This window comes from Microcoleus sp. BM001215392 (genome assembly GCF_036700185.1).
Taxonomy (GTDB): Bacteria; Cyanobacteriota; Cyanobacteriia; order Cyanobacteriales; family Microcoleaceae; genus Microcoleus.
On sequence record NZ_JAUBOJ010000045.1, the window covers coordinates 14,515 to 28,798 of the forward strand.

Annotated in this window: 6 protein-coding genes; 2 read left to right on the forward strand and 4 right to left on the reverse strand. The window is 44.4% G+C overall.

What is annotated here, in order from left to right; genetic code table 11:
- Positions 1-74 precede the first annotated feature (74 nt).
- The gene (locus QT974_RS07830; RefSeq protein ID WP_333467951.1) at positions 75-740 is read left to right on the forward strand and encodes an S-layer homology domain-containing protein; all 666 of its coding nucleotides are present in this window, start codon (positions 75-77) and stop codon (positions 738-740) included.
- A gap of 591 nt (positions 741-1,331) precedes the next feature.
- Here QT974_RS07830 and QT974_RS07835 read toward each other — a convergent pair.
- Positions 1,332-2,048: a biliverdin-producing heme oxygenase gene (locus tag QT974_RS07835; RefSeq protein ID WP_333467952.1), complete on the reverse strand. Its 717-nt coding sequence runs from the start codon at positions 2,046-2,048 to the stop codon at positions 1,332-1,334.
- A gap of 294 nt (positions 2,049-2,342) precedes the next feature.
- On the reverse strand, positions 2,343-5,588 hold the full coding sequence (gyrB, locus tag QT974_RS07840; protein ID WP_333467953.1) for a DNA topoisomerase (ATP-hydrolyzing) subunit B: 3,246 nt from the start codon (positions 5,586-5,588) through the stop codon (positions 2,343-2,345).
- A 288-nt stretch (positions 5,589-5,876) separates the two neighbouring features.
- Between gyrB and miaA the strand changes: the two genes are divergently transcribed.
- Complete coding sequence (miaA, locus tag QT974_RS07845) at positions 5,877-6,788, forward strand: tRNA (adenosine(37)-N6)-dimethylallyltransferase MiaA (protein WP_333467954.1); 912 nt, start codon at positions 5,877-5,879, stop codon at positions 6,786-6,788.
- Positions 6,789-6,863: 75 nt separating this feature from the next.
- On the opposite strand, the gene QT974_RS07850 is transcribed toward miaA, so the two are convergent.
- Together QT974_RS07850 and msrP are read right to left on the reverse strand one after the other, a co-directional pair.
- Positions 6,864-13,034 (reverse strand): ATP-binding response regulator, encoded by a 6,171-nt coding sequence (locus tag QT974_RS07850; protein ID WP_333467955.1) that lies wholly within the window; start codon positions 13,032-13,034, stop codon positions 6,864-6,866.
- A 150-nt stretch (positions 13,035-13,184) separates the two neighbouring features.
- A complete protein-coding gene (gene msrP / locus QT974_RS07855; protein ID WP_333467956.1) occupies positions 13,185-14,168 on the reverse strand; it encodes a protein-methionine-sulfoxide reductase catalytic subunit MsrP in 984 nt (327 codons plus the stop codon).
- Positions 14,169-14,284 lie beyond the last annotated feature (116 nt).

A 14,284-nucleotide genomic window follows, 5' to 3' on the forward strand; every position in this document is an offset into this window, starting at 1 on the left:
GTCATGTCGATGGAACGGGAAAAAATATTACTGTCGCTTTCATGATTATTTTAGCGGCAGAAAGGATTAAAATCGTGAAAAAGTTAGTGTGTGTGTTTTTGGCGATCGCGCTAGCGCAAGGAGTGCCAACGGTGGTTCAATCTCAACAAATAATTGACCCGATAGACCGGGTTGTCAGTGCAGGACTGATGAATAAAGATGCTAGTGGCAATTTTAATGCTGAGGGCATTGTCAGTCGCGCCGATTTGGCGGTAATTTTAGTGAAAACTTTTGGTTTGGAACGGCGGAAAACAGCTCAGAAACCTGATATGGAATTGCCGGACGTACCTAAGAGTTACTGGGCTTACAGTGCGATTCAAATTGCTTTGAAAACGGGAACGATGAGGGGATATCGCGACGGAATGTTTTTCCCAAATCAAAGGGTGACTCGCGCTGAGGCTTTGGCGATTTTTGCTCAAGCTTACGGAGTTTTTCAGTTTCCCGACGCTACCGTTGCCGAGATTTTAGCTAAGTATTCAGATGCAGGGGAAATCCCTGATTGGGCTAGAAAGTCTATGGCTACTGCCCTTTATGAAGGGTTTGTGAATGTTGATGTTGCAACTAACAAGATTAATGCTTTGAAGCCGATGACTCGCGGGGATATCGCTTATGCTTTGAGCAAGTATTTGGAGCGCCAGGTAAGGCCGACTTCTTTGCCTGTCCCGGATGAGCAGCCTCCTAATCGCGGCGTGGGAAGGTAATTGGTCATTGGTCATTGGTCATTGGTCATTGGTCATGGTAATTGGTAATTGGTCATTGGTCATGGTAATTGAGAAGTTTTTTGTCATTGCGAGCGTTCCCGCTCCCTTCTTTCGCGATGTAGAGATGAAAGCAATCGCAGATTCAGAAGGTCGGGCGGTTAAAACCGCGTCTATACAGACACTCACGCGCTTGTATAGAACCCATTTGATATCTATTTTGCGTAAATTTCAGAAACCGGGTCTATCTCTATATTTCTGGTCACCCAACCCAAAAACTCGTAGAAACCCGGTTTCTCGACACTCGCTGTAAATCTCAGAAACAGGTTGATCTCTATATTTCTGGTCACCCAACCCAAAAACTCAAAGATGTCAAATTGGTTAAAGAGCGGGTTAAACAGCGGGCGGTGAAAATTGCATTCTTTTCGACCGTCGGCCCGAAAGCGGACTTCTTTTGTGTAGGCGCGCTTTCAACCGCCATCTGCATCTATGCAAAATCCCGGAGCTTTGGTGACTGTAAAAGCAGCCATCAAACCCCCAGGATTTAATGTTTTCCTCTTAAACGAGGATCAAATTATTGCCAATGGGTATTGACTAATCAGCAGTAGCCAATTCGGTACTGGCTGCGCCGCGCTTCCGCGTCAGGGTGTTGAATAGCATCTGACCGACAGCTTTAATCAAATTGCCTTCTAACTCCATAAACATCTTCATGTTCATGCCAAAAGCTGCATTAGCTTCATCAACAATTCGCTCTGCTGTAGCTTCGTCAATCGGCAATTCATTCATTGCCTGACGGTAGTTAGCTTTGAACTCTTTTTCATCAGGAATATCCTGGAATTCGTAGAAAGCAGTGCCTTCTCCCTCGGTAAGATTCATGCCGCGCTGAGCAATTCCTTTGAGGATTTGTCCGCCGGATAAATCGCCTAGATAGCGAGTGTAAGACTGAGCTACTAACAGTTCCGGTGCGGTAGCCGAGATTTCGTGAATCCGTTGGATGTAGGCGCGAGCGGCTGCTGACGGAGCTACTTGTTCGCGCCAGTTAGCACCGTAGTAGTAAAATAAATCTTGCTCTAAGCTTTGTTTCCGATTCAATTCAGAAAAATAAATTTTTGAAACAACCGGATGCTGCTTTTGGCGTTCCATTTCCTCTTCCATTGCCGAGTAGACAAAGTAGAGGTTTGCTACTAACTTCCGATAAGAAGTTTTTTCTACAACGCCTTTTAAAAAACACTTGACAAAACCAACGTTTTCTGCCATTGAGTGGGATTTTTTGGTTCCCTCACGCAATTTAGTCGCTAAATTGATGCTCATGCTATATTGTCCAACCTTCTATTTTTGTGGTAGTTGATGGATGCGCCAAAAATCTCTAATTTACCTAAGCACTTACCTTAAATCAATTTGATGAGAGATTGTATTAATTTTTATAACAAAAGTGGTAGTCAGCAGTAGTCAGTGGGCAGTTGGCAATTGGCAATTGGCAGTTGGCAGTTGTTTGCTGGCGAGGATGAGTCATTAGTCATTAGTTAGTGGCTGATGAGTGATGGCTACTAAGTGACTACTGACTACTGGCAACTGTCAACTGTCAACTGTCAACTGTCAACTAACTTAGATGTCCAAGTCAAGCATATTGAGTTTGGGGCCGTAGGTTTCGATGAATTCGCGGCGGGGCGCGACCCGATCGCCCATTAAGATCGTAAAGATGCGATCGGCTTCAGCAGCGTCCTCAATTTCCACCCGTTTCAGCGTCCGAGTTGCTGGGTTCATCGTCGTATCCCACAACTGCGTCGGCATCATTTCGCCCAAACCTTTGAACCGCTGGATGGTGTAGTTCGCATTCGCCGGAAATTCATTGCGAATCAAACTATTTCTTTCGCGTTCGCTGTAACAGTAGTAATGATTGCGTCCCCGTTCCACTTTATAGAGAGGAGGACAAGCAATATAGATGTAACCTTGTTCTACAAGTGCGCGCTGATAGCGATAGAAGAAAGTTAGTAACAGCGTGCGGATGTGAGCCCCATCTACGTCAGCGTCAGTCATAATCACTATGTGGTGATACCGCAATTGACCGGGGTCGAATTCTTCGCCTTTAATTCCCAAACCCAGGGCTGTAATTAACGACTGAATTTCGTTGTTTTTGTAGATTTTGGCGTCGTCGGTTTTCTCGATGTTGAGAATTTTACCGCGCAAAGGCAGAATTGCTTGGAATTGTCGATCGCGCCCTTGCTTCGCGCTGTTGTGTACAAAAACTCCCGCACCTAGTGCAAAGTTGTGGCTGTTAGGCACTTCGATGTCGTAAACATCGTGCCGTTCCTCTACAGGTTCGATCGATACCACACGGTGGTTGTAGTTACGAACAGCTTGACGGGCCAATACTTCGTCACCATTAAAGTATCGATCGCAAAAAGTCTCGTACTTCAACCAAGTCTTATCTTTTTTCACGCGACGACGAGCATTGTAAGTATCTACGTCAATCCAGCCCATTTTCATCTGAACATCCTTCAAGGCTTCCAGAGTCTTGCGGTAATAAGTTTCGTCCAAAGCTGCTTTGCGTTGGCGGCGAAACTCCGGTGTCCACTGTTCCTTAGTTTTTTCCCGTCGCCAGTCCAACAAATCCTGATTTTGCCACTGTTCTTTGGCCAATTGTGAATTAGCCTCCCGCGCTTCAGGATTGTTAGCATAATGATTGCGAACCCGTTCCGACTGAGCTAAGCGGTTTTCTTCTGAACTCCAATACTCTTGCTGCGCTTGGTTGAGCAGTTCATTATTTTGCTCGCGATAAGATTCATTAGTGTCGTAGAACTCACGCCACTTGCTAGTCATGTAAGCTTTATACTCTTCATCTTCCCACTGAGCCTTTGCCTGTTCAGAGAGAATTTGCCTGGTTTCAGGCTGCTGCATCCGCTCTTTCATCATCGCCCGAAATTCATCAGTCATGTGAGCTTGACGGCTCTTTTCAATGACATCTGGCCTGTGCAATGTTTTCTCAAGATTGGCGCGGTGTAAAGCCAAGTGAGCCTGAGCAGGTAGCCGCTGAATATTGGTCGGATTGTTGTTGAGTTTGTTGAAATCAACGTGATGGCGGTGGTTGCCGTCAGATGCTTGATACACCTCATGTTTCAGGTTGTAGAAATCCGATAACAGATGACTGTAAATCCACTTGTCGCTGTTGGGATTCCAAACCATTTCGTAACCGTTAAGTCCCTGCCCATTTTGATTCTTTTTAGACAACTGGCGGTTGAGAGGCATTAATGAATCGTCCGGTGTCAGCAGTGCTGCTGCTTTGTAAGTGCCATCCCGCAACATGAACCGATGGTCGGGGGTACAAGTGATTGTCTCCCCATTGTCTAATGTCAATTTGATAACCTCAGCATTTGCTTTAGTCATGCGAGCGTTGGTTATCCGCTCAAACCCGATGTTTCCACTCTCGCGAATGGTGTAGCAAAAGTGTTCTTTACCTTCTGCTTGTTCGTCAACTATCTCTTTGAAGGTTTTTGTTGTGCCATCAGCTAATAATATTTTGTCTGAAGAGAGAAAACAGCCGCCGGCTGAATCGCCCTCGACCAGGTATATCTCAGACAGGGCGGGGTCTCTGGAGCTACAGTCCGCTAATTTTCCGGGCAAAGGAGATGACTCTAGGACGGATTTTCGGCGGACTAAATCGCGGGCACGACGGGCGGCTTCTGCGGCTTTAAATGCCTGAATTGCTTTTTCCAAAATAGCGTCTGCTACTTGGGGGCGAAATTCCAAATATTCGGTTAATACTTCCCCTACGAGGGAATCAACTATTCCCCGAACTTCTGTATTGCCTAGCTTTGTTTTGGTTTGGCCTTCAAATTCGGGATCGGGAACTTTGACCGAAATCACGGCTGTTAAACCTTCGCGGACGTTTTCGCCGGCGAGGTTGGGCTCGTTTTCTTTGATTTTGTTGCGCTTGCGGGCGATCGAGTTCATCGTCCGCGTCAAAACAGCCTTCAAGCCTTCTAAGTGTGTACCGCCGTCGATCGTCCGAATGTTGTTAGCAAAACCGAGAACGTTGTCACTAAAAGCATCAACGCACCACTGCAAAGACACTTCCACGTGCACGTTGTTGCGTTCGCCTTGCACGTAGATTACCTCTTCGTGCAGGGGCTGCTTCTCGCGGTTCATGTAGGTGACATATTCCTTGATGCCACCTTCGTAACAATAGGTTTCGACACGCGGTTCGGCACTTTTGAGCAATTCCAAACGCCGATCGCCAAACGTAATTTTAGCGCCCGCATTCAGATAAGCCAACTCTCGCAAACGTCCAGAAACAGTAGCATAATCGAACTCAATCCCAGTGCTAAATATCTGAGTATCTGGGAGAAAACTAACTGAAGTACCGGTGCGATTTCCTTTGCAGGGCTTTGCCCCAAGTTCGCTGACTGGAAAGCCTCGTTCGTAGCGCTGCAAATGTTCTTTTTGATCGCGCCAAACCGTCACCTCTACCCACTCCGACAGCGCGTTCACCACGGAAATACCTACACCGTGCAAACCTCCAGAAACCTTGTAACCGCCGCCGCCAAACTTACCACCGGCGTGCAGAACAGTCATCACTGTTTCGATTCCCGACTTGCCAGTTTTGGCAACGATGCCGGTGGGAATACCGCGACCGTCATCTGTGACAGTGACTGAACCATCCGCGTTGAAGTCAACCTCGATGTGAGTGCAGTGGCCAGCCAGCGCCTCATCGATGGAATTGTCCACAACCTCGTAAACTAGATGGTGGAGTCCTCGCGGGCCGGTGGTACCGATGTACATCCCCGGTCGTTTGCGGACTGCTTCGAGACCTTCGAGAACTTGAATCTGGTCGGCGCTGTAGCTGCTGGTCATACAAAAATAGCTCCAATAATGAGGCCTAAAGCCCCAAAAGCTTCTAAAATGGGAAAACTCCTAAAATTATAGCACAAAACCGTTAAAGGCGATGCTAGGGCTTTCTAAATGCAAATTTATCGGGGGGACGCAGGCGAATAGTTTTGAGATTGCTTCGCGATTCCTCAGCAGCAGCCCGGTGAATGAGTGGAGCCAGAGAAGGGAAAGTCGGGATCGAGAGAGTCAGGCAGAGGATTTGAGGTTTTTCGATCGGGAAATGCAATATGTTTTTTAAGTGTGCGACGGCTTATGTTTAGATTGATTACGATTTGCGGGGCGACGGCGACGGGGAAGTCGGGAGTGGGTGTGGAAGTGGCCGATCGACTGAAATCTTCGATCCTGAGCGCAGACTCCCGTCAAGTGTACCGCGAATTTGACATCGGAACCGCAAAACCGACAAATAGCGATCGCACGAATGTACCTCATCACTTAATTGACATCTGCGATCCGACCCAAACTCTAACACTCGCAGAATACCAGCAGCAAGCTCAAAAGATCATTGCTGATGTTGATTTTCCCCTTTCTCCCCCGCTGTTGTTGGTGGGTGGGACAGGCTTATATATCAAATCGATTGTCAAGGGTTTGAAGATTCCGAGGGTAGCGCCGATACCTGAATTGCGATCGCAACTTGCAGAACTCGGACAATCTCAATGTTATGCGATGTTGCAGCAGGTCGATCGCCCCGCCGCCGAGAAAATTCACCTCAACGATTCGGTGAGAACCTTAAGAGCGCTGGAAGTATTTTATGTCACCGGGCGATCTATTTCCCAACAGCAGGGCGAAAATCCTCCCCATTATCCTATTTTACAGATTGGGTTGGATTGCGAGATGGATGTTTTGGGCGATCGGATCAAACAGCGCACCGAACAAATGCTAGAACGAGGTTGGCTGAGTGAAGTAGAATATTTGTGCAAAAAATACGGCTGCGACTTACCACTTTTGAACACCCTCGGATATCAGGAAATCAAACAATATTTAGCTGGTGACATTACCCTTGACGAAGCTAATAATTTGACTGTTTTGCACACGCGACAATTTGCCAAGAGACAGAGAACTTGGTTTCGTGCTTATCCTGAAATTGAATGGTTTGATGTTAGCGCGCCAGATTTGATGGAACGAATTTGGCAGAGAGTCCAAGAGTTCACAAAAACGGGCCGTTGAAATTACCTAATTTTCGACCGTCCGCGTCCGGCTGACGAAAGTTTGTGTAAAGCTGGTTTCAACCGCCGTTTAACCTTAATAATTTTCCAGTAAAGAAACAATCTGTGCATAATCAAAATCATTTGCCAAAAAAGCAAAAGCCTCAGCCGCCCCTCTATTGACAGCGCGGATTTGTTCTATGCAAATCTCAATTTGATTCATATCACAGAGGCTGGAAGCTTCCAATAAAGCAGCCAGCAATTCACGTGGTAAATCGTCTAAAACCGATGGACTCAAAGCTGCTTGGATATCGAGTTTAGTCAAATCATTATTACTAGCAGGTTCCTCAAAAATAAACTTCACACCTATATGTTTGTGCAGGGCATCAAATAATTCTGCTTCCCGAAACGGTTTGCGGATAAAGTCATCACATCCTGCGGAAGAAACCACCGCTCTTTCTTCTTCTAAAACACTGGCAGTTACAGCAATAATTGCAGTAGCCTGACCTTTAACAGTGCCTTTAATTTGTTTAGTAGCTTCGTACCCGTCCATGACTGGCATTCTCATATCCATCAAAATTAAATGCGGTTCCCAATCGTTCCAAATCTCAACAGCTTCCTGACCGTTACAGGCTTCTTTAAGTTCAAAACCGAGAGGAGAAAGCAGTTTGAGAAGCAGCAATTTATTACTGGGTTTGTCATCAACAATCAAAATTCGATACTTCGGTTGATTCGGTGCCAAAGCAATTACTTGTACGGCAGCCTTTTTGCCTTCTATTTCCCTGGAATTTATGACACTAATTCGAGTGTCGAATTCAAATTTTGTACCAACTCCAACTGCTGAATTGACAGTCATTTTTCCGCCCATTAACTCTACAAAATTGCGGCTAATTGGCATTCCCAGACCAGTTCCTTCTTGCGAGTTTTTACCAGTTTTAGTTTGCACAAAAGCTTCAAAAACCATATCTAATTCATCGTTGGCGATACCGAGGCCTGTGTCGGATATTTCAAACATCAGGAAGCACGAAGATGCAGAATTTAAATCGCTAATATTTTCAAGTTGGCTAATTTTTGAATATTCCACAATGAAATTTGCAGGCAGATTTGAATTTTGCGAATTGTCCGCGACGTTAACATTTTTCAATTCGTTTACCCTGCTTATTTCTGCTTTGAGATTAACTTTTACTGAAACTCCTCCTGCTTCAGTAAATTTGAGAGCGTTGTTGAGTAAATTTATTAAAACTTGTCGCAATTTAACTTCATCAGCGCGCACGTATCTGGGAAGATCGGGGCTGTATTCTACTACTAATTGCAGTTTTTTCTCTTCAGCTTTGATATGAAACATATCTTCAATATCGTCCATAAACTGATAGAGATCGAAGTTTTTATAGTTGAGATGAGTGCGACCTGCTTCAATTTTTGATAAATCTAATACTTGGTTAATTAAAGTTAGCAGATGGTCGCCACTACGAATAATGATGCTGACATTTTCTTGATGTTCTTTGGGCAGATCGTGGCTGCGGAGCATGATTTGAGAAAAGCCGAGTATGGCGTTGAGGGGAGAGCGCAATTCGTGACTCATGTTCGCTAAAAAGCTGCTTTTAGCTTCGTTGGCTACTTCGGCTTTTTGCTTAGCAAAAGCGAGTTCCGATGTGCGTTCTTCTACTTTTGTTTCTAAGGTGCGGTTGGACTCGGCTAAGTTATTATAAAGTCTGGCATTTTCTATCGAGATGGCTGCGGAGGTAGATAAGACCTTCAGCAGTTCTAATCTGTCTGATGTAAATGCTCCTGCGATCAGGTTGTTTTCTAAATAAATTATGCCGATAAGTTGACCTTGGTTCAGCAGAGGGGCGCACAATATTGATTTGCTTTGATTCAGTTTGATATAGGGGTCAGTGTTAAAGTTTTTGCTGGCAAATGCTTTATTTAAAACTACTGTTTCTCCTGTGCGCTCGACATAATTTATGATGGATACTGGCAGGTTATTTTCTATAGGGATTGACTGCAATACTGGTATGTTGTCTGAATCGATCGCACCAGCAGCTTCGATGCGCAATTCCCCGGCGGAATTGTCGCCAGACTCTGAGTGGGAACGCCAAATTAAATAGCCTCGTTGTGCTCCGGCATTTTCGATCAGTATTTTCATCAAAGCAGCCAGCAACTTATCTAGGACAATTTCGCCAGAAATGGCTTGGCTGGCTTTCACTACCGCAGCTAAATCTAAAGCTGAACTTCCTAAAGCACGGGTGTTTAAGTGGCTGGCGATAGTTAGTGTCCTAGTCTCGGAAAATAGAGTTTCTGAGGCGGATTTTATTAATAATTCTGGGTAATTTGTTTCTAGCTTTTCTAGTTTGCGTTTAGCGCCCCAAATTAGATAGTTGTAGTGAGCTTTTTTGAGGTAAATTTGGGCAAAGTCTGCTTTACCTTTGCTCAGCCAGAAATAAGCTGCTAATTCTGCGGCTAATGCTTCATTTTGGATAAACTCGCTGTCTCTGGCTGAAGCAATCGCTCGATCGTACAAATCGATCGCCTCCATCTCCTTACCCCCAATCCGCGCCATCTCGGCCGCTACCAATAAGTATTTATGCTCAAAGTTTTCGGGACAGCTATCAGCCCAGATTTTCATCTGTTTTTGATTGGCTTTCAACTTTCTCAGGTATTTTTGGCGATCGCCCTTGGAAGCTTGCGCGTAAAGTGCAGCTAAAGTTAGCGAGTAATAAAAATTATGTTCTGCTACAATAATTGTGCCGCTCGCCAAACCCAATTTTTTCTCAGAAAGTTCCACAGCATAACTGAGAGCTGCTGCATACTCTCCGTACAAATACAAAACCTGAAATTTCAAAATTTGATAGCAGCAAATCGCTAACAAACTGCCGCGATCGGCACACCGCTCTAAATATTGCCCCTCGCTAATTTCACCGTTACAAAAAACCTCAGAATCAGAAGTTTCTCCCAGTAAATTAAACAGTGCTAGCTGACAGCCGAGTAAATAATCTGTAGCGATTTGATTGTTAGTTTTAAAGTTAAATAGCAGGAAATTCCACACTTCTACACGCAAAGATGCAAGATTTTTGCCCTGCACGATAGAATACATCATGTTGTAAAGCTGAATGTAACCTGCAAATTGCAATTCGCCGGATTCTAGCCCCGCTTGATAGCCGTTATTGCTAATCGAATCAGACAGTTTCAGAGGCTGTATCCAGTGATTTAAATGAGCGACAACCATAGACGATGCCTTGCATTTTTGCGTCAAATCGTGAAAGCGATCGCTCAAATTGAGAGCTAGCATCCCAAACTCGTAGCCCGATCGACAATCAGCTATCGCAGCCGACAAAATCCACCCGTAGCAAGCGTAGCTGTAAGATGATTCCGGCACCGGGCCGTATTTTAGAGAAAGATTGACAGATTTTGTAACAACTAATTGGTAAAGTATTAGATTAGAAAATAAACTCGCGGGAATAATTTTATCTAGAAGTTTCATCGCGGTTATTTTTTCGGGAATCGTCATTTCCGGCACGTGCAGCAAACTAGCAATTGTCCGATCGCCCAATTGCGCCTGAGCCTGGGCCAGTTCGGCTTTGCGCGCTTGCTGCAACTGTTTTTGCGGCAAATGAACCCCCAATAAATGCAAGCCCTGGCGTCCAAATTCAATGGCTCGATCGTATTCACCCAACATCGTATGCAGGGTAATTAGGCGATCGAACAAATCAGCTTTTTCCACAGCCGAGCGCGACTGCGGCAGTGCCAAATGTATCAAAAATTGCGATCGCTCGAAATTGCCGATCAGATAATTTAATTCCGCAGCTTCCAGATACAACTCTCTCGTCAAACTGTATTCAGTTTCCCAGCTATCCGCCGCCAAAAGTTCGATCCCAAAACTCAAATACTTGACAGCCGCCGCATAAGCTGTAGCAGATTTAGCTTTTTTGCCAGCTAAAAGATTGAGTTTAGCAATTTTATCTGTTTCCGTGCGATCGATCCTTAGTGGTAATTCCCATTCTCTCGCCCCTTCAATCGCCCCTGCCGCCAGATTGAGCTGATCGACAATTTCAAACAGTTCCTCCGACAACTCTCCACCGTCAGTATTATCCAATAACAGGCGACCTATTTGCAAATGAACCGCTTTTTTATGTCCTTCGTCAATCAAAGCATAAGCAGCTTGTTGGACGCGATCGTGCAAAAATTTGTATTCTTCAAACAACAGTTCAATATCCAACTCAGACACCGGAAAAATTAAACCAACTTCCAGTGCCGGACTCAAATCATCAAAAACCAAATCCGGCGATTTTGCACAGATTTTTGACAAAGTAGTTAAGTCAAAATATGCCCCTACACAAGCTGCTAAACGCAAAATATTTTGTGTTGCTTCTGGCAATTTTCTTAACTCATTTACCATTAAATCCACCACATTGTCAGTGATATCTATTGCTTTTATTTGAGCAATATCCCACTGCCAAAACCCTGCATCGCCTTTATTTTCTCCGAGATTTCCTACCTTCGTGCCTGTATCTGAAGACTCCGGAAACTTAAAATTTATCAGATTTTCTGAATGCAGAGTTTTCATAAACTGATTCACAAAAAAAGGATTGCCGTTAGTTTTTTGTAACACCAATTTTGCCAACGATTGCACAGAATGAGCATCACTATGCAAAGTGTCAACAATCAAATTACTAATATCTTCCAACTTTAAATTTTCCAAATGAATAAAATTAATTATCGCTGCTTCTTGTTGCAGCTCGTCTACAGTAATTATTAAAGGATGATGCGAAGTAACTTCATTATTCCGATAGGCTCCAATCATCAATAAATATTGCGTGTCAGTATCCGCCACCATCAATCGAATTAAATTGAGAGTTGCCGCATCAGCCCACTGCAAATCGTCCAGAAAAATCACCAAAGGATGTTCCTGCGAACAAAAGACGCGGATAAATTTTTCAAACACAAAATAGAACCGAATTTGTGCTTCATTCGATCTCAATTCGGCTACCTGTGGCTGTTTGCCAACAATCAATTCTACTGCTGGAATTACATCAATAATTACTTGACCGTTTGCACCCAATGCAGTTAAAAGTTTGGTGCGCCACTCTTCGAGTGTTTCTGCGCTTTCCGTTAGCAATTGCCGCACCAATCCCGAGAAAGCACTAATAATCGCTGAATAGGGAATATCGCGCTGAAACTGATCGAATTTGCCGGAAATAAAATAGCCGCGTTTTTCAGTAATTGGTTTGTAAATTTCTTGTACTAGCGATGATTTGCCGATACCAGAATAACCAGTAACTAACATCATTTCGGTTCCAGAAAAATTGTGTTCTGGGTTTGCAACTCGCTCGAATGCTGCTAGCAAATCCTGGACTTGTGCCACCCGCCCGTATAGTTTTTGAGGTATTTGAAATCTATCAGAAATATCTTGTTCAGCTAAAGCAAACTCTAAAATAGTTCCGGTGGTTTGCAATTGACGGAGACATTTATCTAAGTCTGCTAGAATTCCCCAAGCACTTTTGTAGCGATTTTCGGCATTTTTTTCTAACAATTTCATAACTATTGCTGAAACTGCCGCAGGAATTTTTGGCTGAATTTGCTCGATGGCTAATGGCTGTTTGGCAATGTGAGAGTGTACCAATTCCATTGCATCTTTGGTGTCAAAAGGTAACTGGTTAGTTAGCAGTTCGTAAAAAGTAATGCCGAGGGAATAAAAATCTGTACGATAATCGAGAGAACGGTTCATTCTCCCGGTTTGTTCTGGTGAAATATAAGCTAAAGTTCCTTCTAAAATATGGGGATTTTTTAGGGTGGGAGTTTCGCGGGTTAATTGCGTGGAAATTCCGAAGTCGATGATTTGGATTTTCCCGGTTTTTGGGTTGAAAATAATGTTGCCGGGGTTGATGTCTTTGTGGATAATGTTTGCTGCGTGAATTTGTCCTATAATTGCGGCGGTTTGAATGGCGATATTGAGAAATTCACACAGGCTAAAGCTTTGCTGTTCCTGCATTTTTTTCAAGGAGGAACCGCCAAAATCTTCTAAGATTAGAACGAGTGTGTTTCGATATTTTTGTAAATCGTAGGCTTTGATGACTCCTGGCAGGTTGATGGTTTGAAGAATTTTGTATTCCTGTCGGTAACGGACGATTTCGGCGGGAGTTGGATAGTCTTCGTTGAGCAGTTTGAGAATAATTGGCTGTTGATTTTGTTCTCTGATAGCTCGATAAACTGTTGAAGTAGAATTTTCGTATATTTTATCTAATGTTTGAATGCCGGGAATTTCAAGCATTGCATATTTTTCCTTTTTTCTTAACTGGAAATTAACTTATAATAACATCGGGCGGTTGAAACCGCGTTTATACAGACACTCACGCCAGGAGTGCGGGTTGAAGAGTAGACGCGGTTTCAATCGTACATCCGATCGGGGTGTGAAATTTCCCTAACTGTAAAGACTTGCCACATATTCACCGTAGCCGTTATAGGGCAAAGTCGGGCGAGTTTCCCACGACCAACTGTTACCGGGGCCTACTACCCGTTCGTTGGCTTGCGACCATCTGGGGTGCGGTTTGTCGGGTTCGACATTGGCTTCAAAAGCGTATTCGTTGGGGCCGATGGTATTCCAAAAAGTGGCGGGTTGTTTTTCGACAAATTCAATTTTAACGATCGACTTTGCGCCCTTAAAACCGTATTTCCAGGGAATCACCTGCCGCAGCGGCGCCCCATTTTGTTTGGGGAGGCGCCGCCCGTACAAACCTGTCGCAAAAAAAGCTAAATCGTTAGCCATTTCCTCAATCCGCATACCTTCGGTGTAAGGCCAAGGATAAAATTGCGACATCAAACCGGGGCCGGGAGTGATTTTTGAGTCGTAAAATGAGGTAAAGCGCACAAATTTAGCGTTAGATTTCGGTTCGACATCAGCCATCAATAATTTCATGGGAAATCCGACCCAAGGAACTACCATCGACCAGGCTTCTACGCAGCGAAATCGATAAACTCGTTCTTCGATGGGGAATTTTTTGTTGAGGTCGTCAATATCGTAGGTGCGGGGATTGTTTACTAAACCAGTTACTTCTACTTTCCAGTTTTCGGTTGACAAAGCTTGGGCCGCTTGCCAAATAGATTTTGTGCCGCCGTATTCGTAAAAGTTGTTATATTTTGTAGATAAGGCTTCGTCGGTAATTGCCCGATCGACTTTTGCGAAGTTTGGATTCCGGGTCAATCCAGCGTAGGGTTGGGTTGAGCCTTTATCCAAAGCTGTTTTTGAGCCTGTATTGCTTTGACAGCCAGTCAGCGGCAGCAGCGAAGCAGTCACGCCAGCCCCGATTAAATTGGTCATGAACCGACGGCGGTTAAGAAAAGCTGTTTCTGAGGTAATTTGTGAGTCGAGAATTTCCCAAGGTTTGGGAACGCGAATTAACGGCATAGTTCAGTTGACCTGGGACAGTTGACAGTTGACAGTTTAGGGCTTGATGGCTACCTCTCCATAAAAGGAAGAGGATTGAAACAGTGAATAATTTTGTTTTATTTCCCCCTAGAAGG

What these genes read in the sequence shown, in the direction of transcription:
- QT974_RS07835 (WP_333467952.1), bottom strand. Translation starts at nt 2,048, where the DNA reads ATGAGCATCAATTTAGCGACTAAATTGCGTGAGGGAACCAAAAAATCC.
- miaA (WP_333467954.1), top strand. Translation starts at nt 5,877, where the DNA reads ATGTTTAGATTGATTACGATTTGCGGGGCGACGGCGACGGGGAAGTCG.
- QT974_RS07850 (WP_333467955.1), bottom strand. Translation starts at nt 13,034, where the DNA reads ATGCTTGAAATTCCCGGCATTCAAACATTAGATAAAATATACGAAAAT.
- gyrB (WP_333467953.1), bottom strand. Translation starts at nt 5,588, where the DNA reads ATGACCAGCAGCTACAGCGCCGACCAGATTCAAGTTCTCGAAGGTCTC.
- msrP (WP_333467956.1), bottom strand. Translation starts at nt 14,168, where the DNA reads ATGCCGTTAATTCGCGTTCCCAAACCTTGGGAAATTCTCGACTCACAA.